An 18058-nucleotide genomic window follows, 5' to 3' on the forward strand; every position below is an offset into this window, starting at 1 on the left:
CGGATCAGCAGGCTCAGTGCGATGGTGCCTCATGACGGCACGCAGCGAAGCGGAGTGCCGGCATGAGCGAACGAAGCGAGCGGATCAGCAGGCTCAGTGCGATGTTGCCTCGTGACGGCACTGCTCACAATTCGATCCCCGGCCGAGGCTGCGGCGATGGTGCGCACTGATCGACGCGGCCGGGGCTCGGACCGTTCTGCGGAGCGGAGTGCCGAAATGAGCCCCCGGCGCAAGCCCACGGCGCCGCGCGCCGTACCGGCCGTGGCCGGGCTCCGGCGGCGACGCCGTGGCTTCCCCTGCACCCCCCGCAGGTCTGTCTTCACTCAACGCGGTCGGTCGCCGTTTGTCCTCCGGTGGCCTCATCTTTCAGCCGTCCGGGCGAGGATCAACCACACGGCGGGTTGGCACCGGCTCGGTCGAGCCGACAATGGATCGCTGCGCCGGGTGACCGGACGGCGACGGCTGGGCGGCCGGCAAACCGCACGGCGTCGTAGGGTGGTGGCCATGGGCATGCTCTGCGCGGTCAGTTTCAACCGGTACGGGCGCCTCTATTACCTTGACCCGGGCGAGCTGCGCCCGCAGGTGGGCGACAAGGTGCTGGTGCCCACCGACGAGGGGCCCGAGGTGGCCGAGTGCGTCTGGGCCGCGCAGTGGGTCGACGAGGACACCGCCGGTGCGCCCAAGCTGGCCGGGCTGGCCCAGGACGAGGACCTGCGCCGCGACGAGCTGCTGCGCCGGCGAAAGGCGGACGCCAAGGTGGCCGCCAAGCGGCTCATCCGGGAGCACGGGCTGCCGATGAAGGTGGTGGCCGTCGACCACGTGCCCGGTACGCCGGACACCGGCAGCGACCGGACGACCGTCTACTTCACCGCGCCGCACCGGGTCGACTTCCGTTCGCTGGTGCGCGACCTGGGGGCGACGCTGCACTGCCGGGTCGAGCTGCGGCAGCTCTCCGCCCGCGACTCGGCGCGCGTCCAGGGCGGGATCGGCTCCTGCGGCCGGGATCTGTGCTGCGCCACCTTCCTCACCGACTTCGAGCCGGTGACCATCCGGATGGCGAAGGACCAGGATCTCCCGCTCAACCCGCTGCGGATCTCCGGCGCGTGCGGCCGGCTGATGTGCTGCCTCAAGTACGAGCATCCGCTCTACCAGCGGTTCCAGGAGTCCGCCCCGGCGATCGGCAGCCGGGTCTCCACGCCGGAGGGGGACGGCAAGGTGGTCGGCCACAGCGTCCCGCGGGACTCGGTCACCGTCCGCCTGGACGCCGACGGCTCCCGCTGCTCGTGCAGCCGCGCCTCTGTCTGCGCCCCCCGCCAGGCCCACGACCAGCACTACACCCCCTGACCGCGCCGTCTGACCCATGTCGATCATGAGGTTAGCGGCGAAGTCGTCTCTTTCGGCGCCGCCAACCTCATGATCAACGCCGCTTGGGGGTGGGCGGTCAGCGGAGGACGATGGGGGGTTCGGCCAGGCGGGGGGTCAGCGGGACCCGGGGGGTCAGCCAGGAGGCGGTGGGGGACTGGTCCGGGTTCAACTGCCAGGCGTGGCAGACCTTGTCCACGGCGATCGGGTAGATGGTCAGCGTGCCGTCCGGGTCGATCCGGAACCGGAGGAACGCCTTCGAGTCCTCGATGCCCTGGCCGGCGAAGAGTTCGTTGACGTTCACCCCGAACGACCCGGCCACCAGCAGGTAGAGCGCCACCAACTGGCTGGCGACCAGCCCGATCACCGGCCCGTACAGGACGGCTGCGGCGACCGCCGGCAGCGGCCACGGCCAGTCGTAGAAGGGCAGCTTCAGCCAGAGCCAGGTGCCGCCGGCGGCCAGCGCGATGTGGGCGAGCCCGTGGCTCACGCCGAGGATCCAGTGCCGGGCGTGCCGTTTCCCGCCGGCGCTCGGCGGCTTCGCGAAGAACGCCGCGCTGAGCATGGTCACCACCAGCATGATCACCAGCGGGACACTGAGCAGCCGCTGCTCGGTCGTGCCCACCTGGTTCGCCGTCACCCCGGCCATCGCCAGCATGAGCAGGGTGTGCAGCGTACCGAGCAGGGTCGCGAAACCTGGGTTGCGGAACGGCAGGCGGGCGAAGATGCCCCAGCCGTAGCGCCGGGAGCGGGCCTTCTCCGGGTAGCGGGCCGCCAGGTCGTACTCGCGGGTGCGGCTGGCGCGGCGGGACAGCGTGTCCCGCGGCGGCACCTCCAGCCGCTCCGGGAGCATGTGTGTGGGGTAGAGATAGGCGCCACCGGACCCGCAGGTGATGAGCTGCCGCTCGGGGCCGGTGTAGCGGGCGTAGTGGTGCAGGTCGCCGGAGATCAACAGCCGCACCTGCGCCCCGGTCGGGGCGATGATCGTACGGATGAAGTAGTCGATCGAGTCGTACGCCGTGGGATGGTCCGCGGCCTTGACCCAGGTGGGCGCCGGGACCGCCAGGATCACCTTCGACCGCGGGGTGAGCTTCCGGGCGACCTCGTCGAAGTAGGTGAGCTGCGGGTCGTCCAGGTAGGACCCGGACTGGTCGTCGATGCCGAGCAGCCACCAGTCGGCGGGTAGCTCCACGGCGAAGTACGAGCGGGACTGGCCGGTGCCCCAGCCGGCGAAGTGCCGGTCCCGGGACCGGACGAACAGCCGCAGGAAGGCGGTCAGGCCGTCGTACCAGTCGTGGTTTCCGGGGACCGCGAAGAGCGTCGGCCGCTCGGGCGGCGCCAGCGGCAGGGCGGCCTGATACGGCCCCTTGCACCGGTCCTCGTACGCTTCGTAGGCCGCCGACGGGTAGACCTGGTCGCCCCCCATCACCAGGGTCTGCGCCCGGGGCAGCCGGTGCCCGTCGACCTCCAACTCCGGCTGGGCGAGCAGGTACGCCACCGAATACGTCGCGTCGAAGCCGTCGCCCAGGTCGGCCACGTAGTCCAGCCAGAGCCCGCCATCCGGCCCGACCTGCCGGAACGTGCCGTCGCCGAACGCGTTCTGCAGCTCCCGCTTGTCCAGGTACGCCCCGAACAGCATCGCCAGCAGGGTACGCAGGCCGGTGCTGATCAGCAGCAGCGGCGCCAGCCACGGGACCGGCTTACGCGGGGTGAACCCCAGCTCCAGCGGGTCGAGGCTGCGCGGCCGGCGGGTCGCCCGCTCGCCGGGATGAGCTTCGGGGAGCGGCGGCTGCGGCGGTACCTGATCATCGCTCACCGCCGCAGGGTAGTCCCGCCCGCGTGCGAGCGCTGTCCGGCGAACGACCGAACTTCTCCTCGATGTCCGGTTCGGCGAGAGTGGGGATCCCATTCGGCTCCGGGCCGGGGTGTGCCGTACACTTGACGATCGTTGCCGCCTTAGCTCAGTCGGCTAGAGCGACGCACTCGTAATGCGTAGGTCGACGGTTCGATTCCGTCAGGCGGCTCGGTATGGAAGCCCAGGTCATCGGCCTGGGCTTCGCCGTTTCCCGAGGTCGACAACCTCGCCGCCCAGGCCGCCACCTCCACGTACGAAACTGCCGAAAGCGGGATGCTGTCCCAGGAGCGAACCCTGGCCCATGTGCCTCATGGCCTGCTACTGGGCACGCATCCCGCGCCTGATCTTCGGGGCCGGCAGCCATGATGTGGCGACCTACGGATCTGAGGACCTCCAGCCTCGCCGGTCGAGCCCAAGTTCTGACCCGACACAGATCCCCGACACAGGTCCCTGCTGCGCCCACGCCAGGGTTGTGTTCGGCGGAAGGTGCGAGGACGAAGCGGAAAAGGACAGCCATGGAATCAGCCGCCACCCTGACGTGGGTCATGACAGTGGAGTACGCCGGAGTGCCGCCTACTTGGTGCGAGGGTGAGGGCGACACGGATGACCCACGTGTGAACCCGATCGCTATCTCGACACTTGGCGATCGTGCGATCACCCTGAGCGCGGTCGTCGCGGCCGTCACCGAACAAGAGGCCCACGAGATCGGACTGGTCGGCCTCGGGCGTTGGGCCCAGCGAATCGGCCTCAGCACGCACAACCCGACTGTGGTGGCGCTGTTTGCCAGGGGCATCGCATAGTCGGACCACTCGACGCTGCTCCGTGGTTCGGTGCCTGTTGTCTAGTCCCACCACCTGCTTGACGAATCCGTCCCAGCACATGCACGACAGTCGGCCTTGGTTGCTCGGTCGTCCTGGTTGCAGTCGGTGACATCTGAGTGCCTGCGGGCGCACTCAAACTCCGGCAGAGAACGAACCATTGCCGCCAAGACGCCATGCACGAGGGGAAGGCCGCCCAGCTCGCTGATCTCGACCCATGCGATGTCGTCATGCTCATCAGGTGCACGGTTGGTGGGAGAGCCAACCCAGTCTCCAATTTGCCAGACGCCCACGTGAAGGGCGTCCTCACCACTGCCGGCATGCAAGACGCCCAACCGTGAAGCGGACTCCGCCACAATGCGAACACCGAGCTCCTCGTGCATCTCACGCGCGAGGGCTTGTAGTTCCGACTCACCCGCTTCGACTTGCCCCCCGGGCAGATCCCAGACATCTGGGTATGCCCGTTTGGTCGGCCTGCGGTGTACCAGCAGGACCGCGCCGTTTTCAACGAGTGCGCCTGTGACGACGACATGCATGGCGGGATTAGAGCAGAGGGATAGGACAAGCTCGCCCCAGCCAAAGGGGACGCGCAGGCGTCCGGATCTGGTCCGCAAGAGGTCGGCGGACGGCGGGGAGTGGTGTGAGATGTCGAGACGTGTTTCCGCTGCTAGACCAGCATGTGCCCAGGTCCGCGGGGCGGACAACTTGATCTCGTAATGCGTAGGTCGACGGTTCGATTCCGTCAGGCGGCCCGGTACGGAAGCCCAGGTCAACGGCCTGGGCTTCGCCGTTGCCCGAGGTCGATCACGTCGCCGGCCGGCCTGTGCTGCGATGCATGCCGATGACTGGCGGAACCCGGGAAGCTTCGCGTGCGTCGGTGTCGTTATGAAGCTGCGTGCCCTGGTGCTGTTCGCTCTGGCCACTCTCAGCCTCGGCCTCGTCGTGGTCGTCTCACCGGCTGCGCCCGCCTGGGCCTGCTCGTGCGCCTTGCGTCCGGACCAGGAGGACGAGAAGGCCGACCTCATCGTCGTCGGCACGGTCACCGAGGTGACGGACACCGGGGTCCAGCTCGCGGTCGAGTCGGTGGAGAAGGGCAGCCTCGGGGCAGCGGCCACGCTCGGGCTGGGCGTGCCCCGCGGCGAGGCCAGCTGCGGCTACGACTTCGTTACCGGTGCCAGGTACCGGGTGAACTCCGTCCACGGCACCACCGGGCTGTGCACGGGGATTCGCCGGTTGTCGGCCACACCGTGGGCGGAGGCAGCGACCCCGACGCTTGTCGCGGCGGCACCTGCGCCGGGGCAGTCGTCGGGTCGTTGGTGGTTTGCGGCCGGTCGGGTGCTGGCACTTCTCGGCGCTGGACTGGTCGTCGTCGCTCGGCGACGACGTCCGACCGGTTAGCCGGGCCGGACGCTGGGCCGGGCTGCCATACGTAGGGACCGAGAGCCGCCTGCACGTGGTCGGTCGATTCGGTCCGCCGTTACGCAAGCTTGATCATGCAGCTGCGGTGGCTCCGGCCGATCTCACGCCGCCAGTTGTGCCGACTGGCGGCCGTGGTCGCGGAGGGCCCACTTGCGGGCGAGGAGAATGCCGCCGGCGACGGCGGTGGTGACGAGCACCGCCTCGATGGCCACGATGAGCGGGTGGGTGCTGTAGCCGGCCACCTTGGCGAACCCCATGGTGATCGGCGTGACGACCGCCCCGGCGATCGGCAGCAGCACGATCATGGCGTTCCCGGTCTGCCGGATCTTCGGGAGGTCACCCAGTCGAGTTCGTACGGCGATGACCGCGCCGCCGGCCGCGAGCGCGGCCGCGGTGCCGTAGTAGAGCAGCACCGCGAGCAGGATGGGCATCCGGAATCCGCGCGGCGCGTCGATCCAGGCGACGAGGAGCGGGTACACGAGGATCAGGAGGAGCATGCCGACGCAGGCGCCGAGTACCGCGCCGGTCAACGCGGTGCGCACCACGCGGCCGTACTCGTACCGGGTGCGCCGTACGCCGGCCTCGTCGGCGAGCCGGCGGGCGAAGTCGCGGAGGTCGGCGCCGAGGAGCTGCTCCGGCGTGACATTGTCGGCGGCGGCCGACTGCAGTTCCAGCCGGAGATCGGCGGCGAGCGCCACCCGATCCTGGCGGTGCACGCCGTAGGCACGCCATTCCCGTTCAGCAGTCGCGATGGCCTCGTCGATAAGGTCCACGATCAGCTCCTTGTGCTGTCGGCGGTCGTGTCGGTCAGGGCGGTGTTGACGGTGTCGACGAACCGCGTCCACTGCCGCCGCCACTCGTGCAGGCGTTCGTGCCCGGTCGCGGTGAGCGCGTAGACCTTGCGGGGCGGTCCGGTCGGGCTGGCCTGTAGTTCGTCCGCCACGAGGCCGAGGCGGCGCATCCGGGTCAGCAGGGGATAGATCGTCCCGTAGCCGACCCCCTCGAAGCCGATGGCCTCGAGTCGACGGACCAGCTCGTAACCGTGTGTTGCCTCCTTTGCGAGCAAGGCGAGTAGGCACATGTCGAGGGCGCCGCGCAGCAACTGTGTCTGTCGATCGCCGCCGGCGGAGGACTCGGAGTCGACCGCTACCATGCGTCGCACAATACTGCCGCTATTATGCGTCGTCAAATACCTGTGGAAGGCGTGCTCACCTGAGGACAGGCATCCGTTGCCGCCACCCCGTCCAAGGCGCGAGAGGGGGAGGCGACGAAGGGAGCCCGGCGGGCACGACCGAGGGCCGGCCCGCCGGGCTCGCTCCGGCAAGGTGAATGGTCAGCGTTCAGAGGCGCGGGGCCTGCCGTCGTCACCCAGTGAGGACCCGGCGTACTCCACGCCGGGCGTGCCGAGGGTACGGCCCTCGTCGATGGTGCCGCGCCAGGCGCCCGTCGCGGTGCCTCGGCTCTCGATGTACGACTTGAACTTCTCCAGGTCGGCCTCGGCCCGCTTCTCCACGATGCGCAGCTTGTCGCCGGACTGCTCGACCAGCCCCTCCGGCTCGTACTCCATGCAGAGCCGGACCTGGGTACGGCCGGTGCCGATCGGCTGGAAGTAGACCGCGCCAGCGTTGGTGGCGCCGCTGGTGGCCGCCCAGGCCACCTTCCGGTCCGGCACCTGCTCGAGGACCGTGGCGTCCCACTCGCGCTTCACGCCGGCGATCTCGGCGATCCAGTGCATCCGCTGGTCGTCGAGCTGTCGCACCTCGTGCACACCGCCCATGAAGCGGGGAAACTCCTCGAACTGCGTCCACTGGTTGTACGCGGTGCTGACCGGCACGTCGACTTCGATGGACTTCTCGACCTTGGTGGTGATGGATTCCTCCTCGTCGTTCTGACGTCCGTACTCAGATCCGTACCCATTGGGGAGGCGCTGAATCGAGACGGCCGGCTCAGCCGTCCTCGCGGTCCGGTGAGCCGCCGGTACCCGGGGGTGAGCGGCGGGGTCAGGAGTAGATGGTCTGCACGTAGTGCGGCCCGTAGTGGCGTTCGAGGTCGGCGAGGCTCTCGGTCGGGGCCTCCACCTCCTTGACCAGCCGGGCCCGGGACGGCAGGACGTCGGGCTGCCACGTCTGCGGCTGCCACAGCTGGGAGCGGAGGAACGCCTTCGCACAGTGGTAGAAGATCTGCTCGATCGCCACCTCGACCGCCAGCACCGGGCGGTGTCCCTTGACCACCATGTCGGCGAAGTACGGCGCGTCGCGGACCAGCCGGGCCCGCCCGTTGATCCGCAGCGTGTCGGTGCGGCCGGGGACCAGATAGATCAGCCCGACGTGCGGATTGGCCAGGATGTTGCGGTAGCCGTCGGCGCGCCGGTTGCCGGGCCGCTCGGGGATGGCGATGGTCGCCTCGTCCAGCACCAGCGTGAAGCCCGGCGGGTCGCCCTTGGGGGAGACGTCGCAGCTGCCGTCCGCGCCGGCGGTGGCGACCAGGCAGAACGGCGAGGCGGCCAGCCACTCCCGGTCCCGCGCGTGCAGCACGGTGCGCTCCTTGGCCAGCGCCCGCTGGTTCGGCGTACCCAGCAGCTCGCGCAGTTCCTCCGGTGAGGTGATCTCTACGGTCACGTATTCCTCCCCCGTCCGTTGACGTCGATGGCGTTTCCGGCCCGCGACCGGCCGGTTTCCGCCATGGTCAGCCTAGGCGCGCGCGTCGAACGTGAGGTTTGCCCCCGGGCCGGCCGGGTACGGCTTGATCCGCAGCCGCCCCGGACGCGACCGATGGAGGCCCGATGGAGAGCCGACTGAAGGTGCTCGGTCACCCCGTGCACCCGATGCTGGTGATGTTCCCGGTGGCGCTCCTGGTCACCGCGCTGATCTTCGACGTGGTCGACACCGTGGGCGGGCCGAGCTTCCTCGGTGAGGCCGCGTACTGGAACATCCTGGTCGGCCTGATCGGCGGCGTGCTGGCCGCGGTGGCCGGCTCCTTCGACCTGTTGGCCCTGCCCACCGGCACCCGCGCCAAGCGGGTCGGCCTCGCCCACGCGGGCGCCAACATCGCGGTGATCCTGCTCTTCGCCGCGGTCTGGGTGGTCCGGCTGAACGCCGAGTACCGGGCCGCCGGGGGCGCCCTGCTGGCCATCGAGGTGGTCGCCGTGGCGCTCCTCGGGATCAGCGCCTGGCTCGGCGGCGAGCTGGTGGACCGGCTGGGCGTGGGCGTCGACCCGGAGGCCGACCTGAACGCGCCGAGCTCGCTGCGCCCCTCGACACCCGAGCGGATCGGAGACATGCGATGACCGAACAGTCCGGTGGACGCGGGTTCTGGCGCGGCCGCCAGCAGGGCTGGGACCCGATGGGTGAGCTCCAGTCGCTGCGCGCCGAGTTGCGCCGCCTGGTCGGTGGCCGGGCCGGCCCGCCGGAGGTGGAGCTGGGCGAGGCGGCCGACGGCTGGGAGGTCGTCGTCCGGCTGCCGGGCGTGGCACCGGAGGAGGTGGCGGTCGAGCTGGACGACCGAGAGCTGTGCGTACGGGCCCGCTCGGAGGCGGAGGTCAACGCCGACCACGGCATCCAGGGCGGGTTCGAGACGCGCGGCTTCGAGTACCGGGTGGACCTGCCGTCCCGGGTGGATCCCGACCGGATCGACGCGGTGATGGACCACGGGCTGCTCCGGGTGCGGCTGCCCCGGGCGGCCCGGCCCACGCCGCGCACCATCACCGTCGGCCGCACCGGCCCCCGCCCCGCCATCGTGGGTACGCGGACCCTGGCCGACCCGGCCGCGGACCGGGAGCTGCACCACCCGGACACCACGGTCGACGAGATCGACCGGCCGTAGGGGTCGCGTGACCACCCCGTCAGTGCTCGGCCCGGTCGGCGAGCGCGTACCCGACGTCGAGCGGATCGCCGTGCTGCGGGCGAACGCGCTCGGTGACTTCATCTTCGTCCTGCCGGCGCTGGAGGCGCTGCGGGCCGCGTACCCCGGGGCGGAGCTCGTGCTGCTCGGCGCGCCCTGGCACGCGGTGCTCTGGCGCGACCGCCCCGGCCCGGTGGACCGGGTGCTGGTGGTGCCGCCCGCGCCCGGCATCCGCGACGCCGGGCCGGACGAGCCGCCGGCGGAGCTGGCGGACTTCCTGGCGGCGGCCCGCGCGGAGCGGTTCGACCTGGCGGTGCAGCTGCACGGCGGTGGGGCCAACTCCAACCCGCTGGTCGCCGGGCTGGGCGCCCGGTTCACCGCCGGGCTGCGCGCCGAGGGTGCGCCGCCGCTGGATCGCTGGATCCGGTACGTCTACTACCAGCACGAGGTGATCCGCTACCTGGAGGTGGTGGCCCTGGTCGGGGCGTCGGCCACCACGATCACCCCGGCGCTGGCGGTCACCGACGCCGATCGGGCCGAGGCCCGGCAGGTGCTCGGCGTGCCGGAGCGGCCCCGGGTGGCGCTGCACCCGGGCGCGACCGACACCCGGCGGCGCTGGCCCGCGGACCGCTTCGGCGAGGTCGCCCGCGCGCTGGTCGGCGACGGGTACGAGGTGTTGGTCACCGGCACTCCCGCCGAGCGGGAGACGGTGGACGCGGTGGTCGTGGCGGCCGGCGTCCCGGTCCGCCCGCAGGTCGGCACGCTCAGCCTGGGCGGGCTGGCCGCCTGCTACGCCGGCTGCGCGCTGGTGGTGTCCAACGACACCGGGCCGTTGCACCTGGCCGCCGCGGTCGGCGCGCCCACCGTGGGCGTCTACTGGATCGGCAACCTGATCAACGGTGCCACGCCGCTACGGGCCCGGCACCGCCCGATCGCCTCCTGGACCACGCACTGCCCGGTCTGCGGCGTCGACTGCACCCCGGGGATCTACCCGCACCGCCCGGGCGACGGCGACTGCCCGCACCGGGATTCGTTCGTGGCCGACGTGCCGGCCGTCGAGGTGGTCGAGGCGGCCCGCGAACTGCTGGCGGACTGACCGGCGCGGCGCGCCGGGCCCGCCATGCGGCGGGCCAGCGGTCAGGCCGGCTGCGGGGTGTCCGAGGGCTGGTCGATGAGGACGACCTCCCACGCCTCCACGTCCCGCTCGGTGACGGTGGTCGGCGACTCCAGGTGGAAGGCCCCGCTGGGCAGCACCCCGGCACCGCCGTGCCGCTCCAGCACCGCGAGCTGGGCGGCGACGTCCTCGCCCTGGTGCTTCTCGTGCAGCCGGCGCCAGAACTCGAAGCCGCCGGAGTCGATCAGCTTCGCCCGGTCGTAGAGCACGCAGCCGCCGATCCAGGAGACCTTGTACGCGCGCCAGGCCCCCGCCGGCAGCCGCAGCTTCTCGGTCACGTGCAGCAGGTTCGCCGCCGGATGGATGGCCGCCCGGTCCCACTCCGGCGTGCCCGGGCGGACCCGCTCGGGGACCGGCCGGCCGGGCCACTCCTCGTAGTGCGCGTGGGTCTCGGGGCGGACGTCGTCGGCGTAGGAGAGGCCGTGCACCGCGTTGCCGACGAACCCGCAGCCCAGCTCGCGGATCGCGGTGAGCAGCCGGGCGAGGGTGCCCGGTTCCAGCCAGACGTCGTCGTCGAGGCAGAGCACGTACCGGGCCGTGGACTGGCGCAGCAGGTACGCCCGGTGTTCCGCCAGCCCGCGCCGGGGCAGCCGCCGGGTCAGCAGCACCGGGTGGCCGCGGTGCCGCAGCGCCCGGACCAGGGTGGCCGCCGCCGGGTGCGCGTACGCCGGGCCGTCGTCGGACTGGTCGCTCACCACCACCCCGAAGTCGGGTACGCCCTCCTGGGCGGCCAGCCCGGAGAGGGTGACCGCCAGCTCGGCCGGCCGGTTGCGGGTGGGGATCAGCACGTCCAGCTGCCGCGGCCGGCGGAAACCGTCCGGCGTGCCGGGGTCGAGCGGTCGGTTCACGCCGGCCTGCCCGTGCTTCGGCCGACGGTGGGTGTGACCGACTGGGCCCGGATCCGGTCGATGATCGCCGAGGTGGAACGGTCCGGCACGTACCCGAGGGTGCGCACCTGCCCGCCCAGCCGGCGCACCAGCGGAGCCTCCGGGACCATCTCGGGCGGGTAGTCGCCGCCCTTGACGTAGACGTCCGGGCGGACCGCCTCGATCAGCGCCGCCGGGGAGTCCTCCTCGAAGACCACCACGTGGTCGACGCACTCCAGCGCGGCCAGCAGGGCGGTCCGGTCCTCGACCGGGTTGACCGGCCGGTCCGGCCCCTTGAGCCGCCGTACGCTCTCGTCCGAGTTCACTGCCACGACCAGCAGGTCGCCGAGCGCGCGGGCCTGGGTCAGGTAGCGGACGTGCCCCGGGTGCAGCACGTCGAAGCAGCCGTTGGTGAAGACGATCGAGCGTCCGACCCGGCGGTGCTCCTCGACGATCGCGGTCAGCTCCTCGGCGCCGACCAGGCTCGGATGGCCGGTCTGCTCCGGCCCGCTGCCCAGCGCGTCGAGCAGGTCCTCCCGTCGGCACACGCAGGTGCCGGTGTCGGAGACGGTGATGGTGGCGGCGAGCTGGGCGAGCTGGGCGGCGGTGGGCAGGCTCGCGTCCGCTGCCAGCGCCAGGGTCATCGCCGCCAGGTACGCGTCTCCCGCGCCGACGGCATGGCTGGCCGGGACCGGGGTGCTGTGGCTGCGCCGGGGCTCGCCGTCGGCCCCGCCGACCACCGCACCCTCGGTGTCCAGGGTCACCGCGACCACGTCCGCGCCGGTGTGCGCGCGCAGTTCGGCCAGGCGCGACTCGGCCAGCATCGCCCGGTCCACGCCCTCGCCGGCCGCCGCGTTCACGGTGACGCCCGTGCCGGTCACGCTGAGCCCGTCCCCGGTCAGCGCGACGCGCTCCTCGCCCGGGGTCGGCTCCCCGGTCGGTCCGGGGCCGGCCGCGCCGGGGTGGCCGACCGACGGCGCTCCGGAGGTGGGGTGCGGGGTGCCGGCGGTCCGCTCGCCCGCCCCGCCCGGTGCCGCGCCGACGACCAGCTCGGACGGGCCGTCGGCCGGGTCGGCCGGGTGGTCCAGGTGCAGGTCACCGGCGGTGGTGCCGCGCGCGGCGGTACGGCTGCCGCCGCCGAAGCCGACCGCGGCCCGGGCCAGCAGCCGGGTGGCCTCGGCGAAGCTCGGGGTCACCACGGTCGGGTTGAGGCCGCGCCAGTCGGCGAGGTCGTGCGCGTCGAGGGCCACGGTGGCGTAGCGGTCCCGGTTGGCGACCAGCCAGGCGCGGACCGCCCGGGGCAGCGCGCCCAGGCCGTAGTCGCAGACGACCAGGGTGAGCGGCCGGCCGGCGGCGACGGCCTTCAGCTCCTCGGTGGCGCAGTGCAGCGCGGTGAGCAGCCGGGCCACCCCGTCGTCGTCGAGCGCGTCCTCCGGCTCACCGGAGTCCTCGCGGAGCAGGATCTGGTTGCCGGCGAGCATCCGCCGCTTCACCGGCGTCGGCCGTCCGGTCTGGTTGACCGTACGGTCCCAGACGCCCGCGCGGTCGAGGCAGTCGTGCAGTTCGTCGCCGGCCGCGTCGGCGCCGACCGGCGACACCAGCACGGCCCGGCCGCCGAGGGCGGAGACGTTGACCGCCGTGTTCGCCGCGCCACCCGCGGCGGACGTACGGCGGCGCAGGGTGAGGACCGGGGCGGGGGCTTCCCGGCAGAGCCGTTCGGACTCCGCGAACCGCCACTCGTCCAGCATGGCGTCCCCGACGATCAGCACGGGGCGCCCCTGCCAGCTCTCCACGACGGTGGCGAGCCGGCGCTCTTCGGCTGCTGCTCCTGCCATGTTTCGTCGGGTCCCCCGAGCCGCTCCCGTCAAACCTGCCCGTGCGGGGTCCGGGGGGCCACGCCGGGCGTCCGGTTTCGCCCGCTTGTGCCCGGGCACGGATGGAGGGGACCCCTGGAGAGGAGAAACCACCATGGCAGCGACACTGCAGGGCAAGCGGATCGCGTTCCTGGCCGCCGACGGCGTGGAGGAGGTCGAGTACACGAAGCCCCGCGAGGCGGTGGAGCAGGCCGGCGCGCGGGTCGAACTTGTCTCGGTGCGGCCCGGCTCGATCCAGTCGTTCAACCATCTGGACCAGAGCCGGACGTACGAGGTGGACGTGACGACGAAGGAGGCGGACGCCGGAGCGTACGACGCGCTGGTGCTGCCCGGCGGCGTGGCCAACCCGGACTTCCTGCGGACCGACCCGGACGCGGTCCGGTTCGTGAGGTCGTTCTTCAGCGCCGGCAAGCCGGTCGGGGTGATCTGCCACGGCCCGTGGACGCTGGTCGAGGCGGACGTGGTGCGTGGCCGCCGGATCACCTCGTGGCCGAGCCTGCGCACCGACCTCACCAACGCCGGCGCGGCCTGGGTCGACGAGGCCGTCGTCACCGACCACGCCCTGGTCAGCAGCCGCAACCCCGACGACCTCCCGGCCTTCTGCGCCAAGATCGTCGAGGCGTTCGCCTGACCGCCCGCCCTCGTTGATCATGAGGTTGGCGGCGGTCGAGGAGATCGACATCGCCGCCAACCTCATGATCGGTCCGTCTCGGGGGCATGTTCTGCGGGACGTGGGAAAGAACCCGGGATGACTGCCCAGGCCAACGGTCGTCCCGTGCTGCACGCCCGCCAGGTCCGCCTGCTGATGTTCGGTCTGATGACCGGCATGCTGCTGGCGGCGCTCGACCAGACCATCGTCGGTACGGCGCTGCCGACCATCGTCGGCCAGTTGGGTGGGATCAACCACTACTCGTGGGTGGTCACCGCCTACCTGCTCGCCTCCACCGCCTCCACCCCGCTGTACGGGAAGATGGCCGACCTCAACGGCAGACGCCCGGTCTTCCTCTTCTCGATCGGCACGTTCCTGCTCGGCTCGCTGCTGGCCGGGCTGTCCCAGAACATGACCCAGTTGATCGTCACCCGGGGCGTGCAGGGGTTGGGCGCCGGCGGCCTGATGACGCTGGCGTTCACCATCATCTCGGACGTGGTCTCCCCTCGGGAACGTGGCCGCTACCAGGGCCTGTTCGGCGCGGTCTTCGGCATCTCCTCGGTGGCCGGGCCGCTGGTCGGTGGCTACTTCGCGGAGACCAACTGGCGCTGGATCTTCTACATCAACGTGCCGCTGGCGATCCTGGCCATCGTGGTCTGCTACCACGTGATGCGGCTGATTCCGTTCGAGCGGCGGGAGCACGCCATCGACTGGCTCGGGGCGGCGTTGCTGGTCGCCGGGGTGAGCAGCCTGCTGCTGGCGCTGAGCTGGGGCGGCAGCCAGTACGCCTGGGGCTCCGGCGTGATCATCGGACTGTTCGCGGCCGGCGCGGTGCTGGGGACCCTCTTCGTGCTCCAGGAGGCCCGGGTACGCGAGCCGATCCTGCCGCTGCGGCTGTTCCGTACCCGAACGTTCACGCTGGCCAACGCGGCGGGCTTCGTGCTCGGTCTGGTGATGTTCGGGTCGATCATCTTCATCCCGCTCTACCTCCAGATCGTCAAGGGCGCCTCGCCGACCCGCAGCGGTCTGTTGATGCTGCCGATGATGGCCGGCATCATCGTCACCTCGGTGCTCACCGGCCGGGCGATGAGCCGGATCGGCCGCTACAAGTGGTTCCCGGTGGCCGGCTCGGCGGTGCTGGTCGCCGGCATGCTGCTCTTCCGGCAGCTCCAGGTGGCCACCTCGCTCTGGGCGGCCTTCGGCTACATGGTGGTGATCGGTGTCGGGCTGGGCCTGTGCATGCAGTCGCTGATCCTGGCCGTGCAGAACGCGGTGCATCCGCGGGACCTGGGCGCCGGCACCTCCTCGGCGACCTTCTTCCGCTCCCTGGGCGGCTCGTTCGGCGTCGCCATCCTCGGCGCGGTGCTCTCGTCGCAGCTCACCCACCAGCTCGCCGACCGGCTGCCGCCGGCCATCGCGCAGCTGCCGCCCGCTGAACGCGCCATCGTGGCGGCCCGGGGCGGTGCGCACATCTCGATCAACGAACCGGGGACCATCCTCGCCCTGCCCGCGCCGGTCCGGGCCGCGATCCAGGCCGCGTTCGTCGATTCGCTGCACCTGGTCTTCCTGACCGCCGGACTGATCGCCATCATCGCGGTGCTGGTCACCCTGGCCCTGCCGAACCACCAGCTGCGCGGCACCGGCCCGCAGGGCGCCACCGGCGGCGCGGATCCGCTCGGCGGCAAGGCCGCCGCCCCCGGCGGCAAGCCGCTGACCAAGGAGTCGAAGGACGAAGCCGCCGCCGAAATGGAGGCCAAGTCCCAGACGATGCTCTGACCAATCAAGGAGTTTGCGTCGGCTACCGGCTTCGGCCCGACGCAAACTCCTTGATCAACGCCTGAACGGCGGGCGGGGGTTACTTGAGGATCAGGCGGTTGGTTTGTTCGAAGACGTCCAGGTCGGCGAGGGTCTCGATGACGCTGGCGGAGAGCGGGGTGGGCAGCTCCTCCGGGTGGAAGAAGCCGGCGTCGTCGGTCTCGTCGGTCACCCGGGCCAGCTCGCCGTCCCACTCGTCCACCCGGAACGCGCTGGTGAAGACCTGGTAGGTGTGGCCGTACATGTTGGTGTGGGTGCGGTCGGGCCCGGTGTAGAGGGCGAAGGCGCTGACCCGCAGGGCGCGCAGCCCGGTCTCCTCGCGGACCTCCCGGACCGCGCAGTCGGCGATCGACTCGCCCAGCTCCATGGCGCCGGCCGGCAACGCCCACTGGCCGTTGTCCGAGCGCTGGATCAGCAGCACCCGGGCGGCGTTGTCCCGGACCACGGCGCGGGCCCCGACGAACATCAGGGTGCGGTCACCGGCCAGGGCGCGCAGCTGCCCCACGTACGAGTCGGCCCAGGAGATGCTCACCCGGACAATCTACGCAGTTTCCGCTGCCGGCTCGGCCAATCCGGGGCTTCCGTGGTGTGACCGGCGACACTAGTTTGCTACCCATGCGTAGCACGATGATGGATGCCCCCCTCCAGGTCGCCCGGATCCTCGAACACGGCTCCACCGTGCACGGCACGGCGGAGGTGGTCACCTGGACCGGTGCCGAACCCCGTCGGATGACGTACGCCGAGGTCGGGCGGACCGCCGCCCGGCTTGCCCACGCGCTGCGCGACGAGTGCGGGGTGACCGGCGACGAGCGGGTCGCCACGTTCATGTGGAACAACAACGAGCACCTGGTGGCGTACTTCGCCGTGCCGAGCATGGGCGCGGTGCTGCACACCCTCAACCTCCGGCTCTTCCCGGACCAGGTCGCCTACATCGCCAACCACGCCGAGGACCGGGTGGTGCTGGTCGACTCGACGCTGATCCCGCTGCTCGCCCGGGTGATCGGGCAGCTGACCACGGTGCGGCACGTGGTGGTGGTCGGCGGCGGGGACCCGGCACCGCTGGTGGCGGCGGCCGGCGACCGGATCGCCGTACACCACTGGGACGCCCTGCTGGCCGACCGGCCGGACAGCTACGACTGGCCCGAGGTGGACGAGCGGGACGCGGCGGCGCTCTGCTACACCTCCGGGACCACCGGCAACCCCAAGGGGGTCGCCTACTCGCACCGCTCCATCTACCTGCACTCGCTGCAGATCTGCATGCCGGAGGGCTTCGGGCTCGGCCCGACGGACCGGGAGCTGGCCATCGTGCCGATGTTCCACGCGATGTCCTGGGGCCTGCCGTACGCGGCGTTTCTCTCCGGTGCGTCGCTGATCATGCCGGACCGGTTCCTCCAGGCCGAACCGATCGCCGCAATGATCGCCGCCGAGCGCCCCACCCTGGCCGGCGCCGTGCCGACCATCTGGACCGACCTGCTGACCTACCTGGACAGTCACGACGTGGACACCTCCTCGCTCACGGAGGTGATCGTGGGCGGCTCGGCCTGCCCGCCGGCGCTGATGCACGCCTTCCACGACCGGCACGGCATCGAGGTCATCCACGCCTGGGGGATGACCGAGATGTCGCCGCTGGGATCGGTCTCCCGGCCGCCTGCCGGCGCGACCGGCGAGACGGCCTGGCGCTACCGCTACACCCAGGGCCGGGTCCCGGCCGGGGTCGCCGCGCGGATCGTCGGCCCGCTGGGCGAGCCGCTGCCCGCCGACGGGACCTCCGTGGGTGAGCTGGAGGTCCGCGGGCCGTGGGTGACCGCCCGGTACGTCGGGGACGAGACGCAGGACGAGGAGAAGTTCCGGGACGGCTGGCTGCGGACCGGGGACGTCGGCATGCTCTCGCCGGACGGCTACATCACCCTCACCGACCGGGCCAAGGACGTGATCAAGTCGGGCGGCGAGTGGATCTCCTCGGTCGAGCTGGAGAACGCCCTGATGGGGCACCCGGCGGTGCTGGAGGCGTGCGTGGTGGGCGTACCGGACGAGCGCTGGGACGAGCGGCCGCTGGCCACCGTGGTGGTCCGGGAGGGCGCCTCGGTCACCGCCGAGGAGTTGCGGGACTTCCTGGCGAAGTCGGTGGCCCGCTGGCAGTTGCCGGAGCGCTGGGCGTTCATCGACGCGGTCCCGAAGACCAGCGTCGGCAAGTTCGACAAGAAGGTGGTGCGTTCCCGGTACGCGGAGGGCGGGCTCGAGGTGCGCGAACTGGCCGCGCCGTAACACTTTCCGGCGTAGCGTCGCTGGACGGGTAGAGACTTCCTCGTAAGGACATCTCTCCCCAGAGGGCGGCCCCGGCGTTCGCACCGCGCCGGGGCCGCCCGTCCATGCGGGGCGACCCGCA

17 protein-coding genes, 1 tRNA gene and 1 pseudogene are annotated in these 18058 nt (G+C 71.7%); 10 read left to right on the forward strand and 9 right to left on the reverse strand.

Annotation, left to right across the window (positions count from 1 at the left end; all coding sequences use genetic code 11):
- The first annotated feature begins 504 nt into the window (after positions 1–504).
- Complete coding sequence (locus ACFYML_RS11250; protein ID WP_387420454.1) at positions 505–1344, forward strand: stage 0 sporulation family protein; 840 nt, start codon at positions 505–507, stop codon at positions 1342–1344.
- 97 nt (positions 1345–1441) lie between these two features.
- Here the strand turns inward: ACFYML_RS11250 and ACFYML_RS11255 are convergent, their stop codons facing one another.
- Complete coding sequence (locus ACFYML_RS11255) at positions 1442–3271, reverse strand: metallophosphoesterase family protein (RefSeq protein WP_387420455.1); 1830 nt, start codon at positions 3269–3271, stop codon at positions 1442–1444.
- A 41-nt stretch (positions 3272–3312) separates the two neighbouring features.
- Between ACFYML_RS11255 and ACFYML_RS11260 the strand changes: the two genes are divergently transcribed.
- A tRNA-Thr gene (locus ACFYML_RS11260) sits at positions 3313–3386 on the forward strand.
- Between the two features lie 445 nt (positions 3387–3831).
- Positions 3832–4017: a hypothetical protein gene (locus ACFYML_RS11265; protein ID WP_387420456.1), complete on the forward strand. Its 186-nt coding sequence runs from the start codon at positions 3832–3834 to the stop codon at positions 4015–4017.
- A 41-nt stretch (positions 4018–4058) separates the two neighbouring features.
- On the opposite strand, the gene ACFYML_RS11270 is transcribed toward ACFYML_RS11265, so the two are convergent.
- Complete coding sequence (locus ACFYML_RS11270) at positions 4059–4571, reverse strand: NUDIX domain-containing protein (RefSeq protein WP_387420457.1); 513 nt, start codon at positions 4569–4571, stop codon at positions 4059–4061.
- Positions 4572–4920: 349 nt separating this feature from the next.
- On the opposite strand from ACFYML_RS11270, the gene ACFYML_RS11275 reads away from it, so the two are divergent.
- Positions 4921–5433, forward strand: coding sequence for a hypothetical protein (locus ACFYML_RS11275; protein WP_387420458.1), 513 nt, complete (start codon positions 4921–4923; stop codon positions 5431–5433).
- Positions 5434–5555: 122 nt separating this feature from the next.
- On the opposite strand, the gene ACFYML_RS11280 is transcribed toward ACFYML_RS11275, so the two are convergent.
- From ACFYML_RS11280 to ACFYML_RS11295, 4 genes and pseudogenes are all read right to left on the reverse strand, one after another.
- Positions 5556–6227 (reverse strand): hypothetical protein, encoded by a 672-nt coding sequence (locus tag ACFYML_RS11280; protein ID WP_387420459.1) that lies wholly within the window; start codon positions 6225–6227, stop codon positions 5556–5558.
- A gap of 2 nt (positions 6228–6229) precedes the next feature.
- Positions 6230–6607 (reverse strand): PadR family transcriptional regulator, encoded by a 378-nt coding sequence (locus ACFYML_RS11285; RefSeq protein ID WP_387420460.1) that lies wholly within the window; start codon positions 6605–6607, stop codon positions 6230–6232.
- Between the two features lie 267 nt (positions 6608–6874).
- A pseudogene (locus ACFYML_RS11290) lies at positions 6875–7324 on the reverse strand (SRPBCC family protein); the annotation flags it as partial.
- A gap of 130 nt (positions 7325–7454) precedes the next feature.
- Positions 7455–8072 carry a pyridoxamine 5'-phosphate oxidase family protein gene (locus tag ACFYML_RS11295; protein WP_387420461.1) on the reverse strand — a complete coding sequence of 206 codons (618 nt, stop codon included), beginning with the start codon at positions 8070–8072 and terminating at the stop codon, positions 7455–7457.
- A 164-nt stretch (positions 8073–8236) separates the two neighbouring features.
- Here ACFYML_RS11295 and ACFYML_RS11300 point away from each other — a divergent pair, with 164 nt between their 5' ends.
- The 3 genes from ACFYML_RS11300 to ACFYML_RS11310 are packed head-to-tail and all read left to right on the forward strand — an operon-like array spanning position 8237 to position 10390.
- Positions 8237–8740, forward strand: a complete 504-nt coding sequence (locus ACFYML_RS11300) for a DUF2231 domain-containing protein (RefSeq protein ID WP_387420462.1) — start codon at positions 8237–8239, stop codon at positions 8738–8740.
- A complete protein-coding gene (locus ACFYML_RS11305; protein WP_387420463.1) occupies positions 8737–9276 on the forward strand; it encodes an Hsp20/alpha crystallin family protein in 540 nt (179 codons plus the stop codon). Before ACFYML_RS11300 ends, ACFYML_RS11305 begins: the two co-directional genes overlap by 4 nt.
- Before the next feature lie 7 nt (positions 9277–9283).
- Entirely contained in the window at positions 9284–10390 is a 1107-nt protein-coding gene (locus ACFYML_RS11310) for a glycosyltransferase family 9 protein (RefSeq protein WP_387420464.1), read from the forward strand.
- Between the two features lie 41 nt (positions 10391–10431).
- Here ACFYML_RS11310 and ACFYML_RS11315 read toward each other — a convergent pair whose 3' ends face one another.
- Both ACFYML_RS11315 and rfaE2 read right to left on the reverse strand, forming a co-directional pair.
- Positions 10432–11316, reverse strand: coding sequence for a glycosyltransferase family 2 protein (locus tag ACFYML_RS11315; protein WP_387420465.1), 885 nt, complete (start codon positions 11314–11316; stop codon positions 10432–10434).
- The gene (rfaE2, locus tag ACFYML_RS11320) at positions 11313–13169 is read right to left on the reverse strand and encodes a D-glycero-beta-D-manno-heptose 1-phosphate adenylyltransferase (RefSeq protein ID WP_387420466.1); all 1857 of its coding nucleotides are present in this window, start codon (positions 13167–13169) and stop codon (positions 11313–11315) included. The genes ACFYML_RS11315 and rfaE2 overlap by 4 nt, the downstream gene beginning before the upstream one ends.
- Positions 13170–13302: 133 nt before the next feature.
- Here rfaE2 and ACFYML_RS11325 point away from each other — a divergent pair, with 133 nt between their 5' ends.
- Both ACFYML_RS11325 and ACFYML_RS11330 read left to right on the forward strand, forming a co-directional pair.
- The gene (locus tag ACFYML_RS11325) at positions 13303–13839 is read left to right on the forward strand and encodes a type 1 glutamine amidotransferase domain-containing protein (RefSeq protein ID WP_387420467.1); all 537 of its coding nucleotides are present in this window, start codon (positions 13303–13305) and stop codon (positions 13837–13839) included.
- A gap of 117 nt (positions 13840–13956) precedes the next feature.
- Positions 13957–15633, forward strand: coding sequence for an MDR family MFS transporter (locus tag ACFYML_RS11330; protein WP_387420468.1), 1677 nt, complete (start codon positions 13957–13959; stop codon positions 15631–15633).
- A 79-nt stretch (positions 15634–15712) separates the two neighbouring features.
- On the opposite strand, the gene ACFYML_RS11335 is transcribed toward ACFYML_RS11330, so the two are convergent.
- Positions 15713–16204: an NUDIX domain-containing protein gene (locus ACFYML_RS11335; protein ID WP_387420469.1), complete on the reverse strand. Its 492-nt coding sequence runs from the start codon at positions 16202–16204 to the stop codon at positions 15713–15715.
- 83 nt (positions 16205–16287) lie between these two features.
- On the opposite strand from ACFYML_RS11335, the gene ACFYML_RS11340 reads away from it, so the two are divergent.
- Entirely contained in the window at positions 16288–17937 is a 1650-nt protein-coding gene (locus ACFYML_RS11340; protein ID WP_387420470.1) for a fatty acid--CoA ligase, read from the forward strand.
- Positions 17938–18058: the final 121 nt, after the last annotated feature.

The organism is Micromonospora sp. NPDC007230, assembly GCF_042869115.1.
In the GTDB taxonomy this organism is placed as follows: Bacteria; Actinomycetota; Actinomycetes; order Mycobacteriales; family Micromonosporaceae; genus Micromonospora.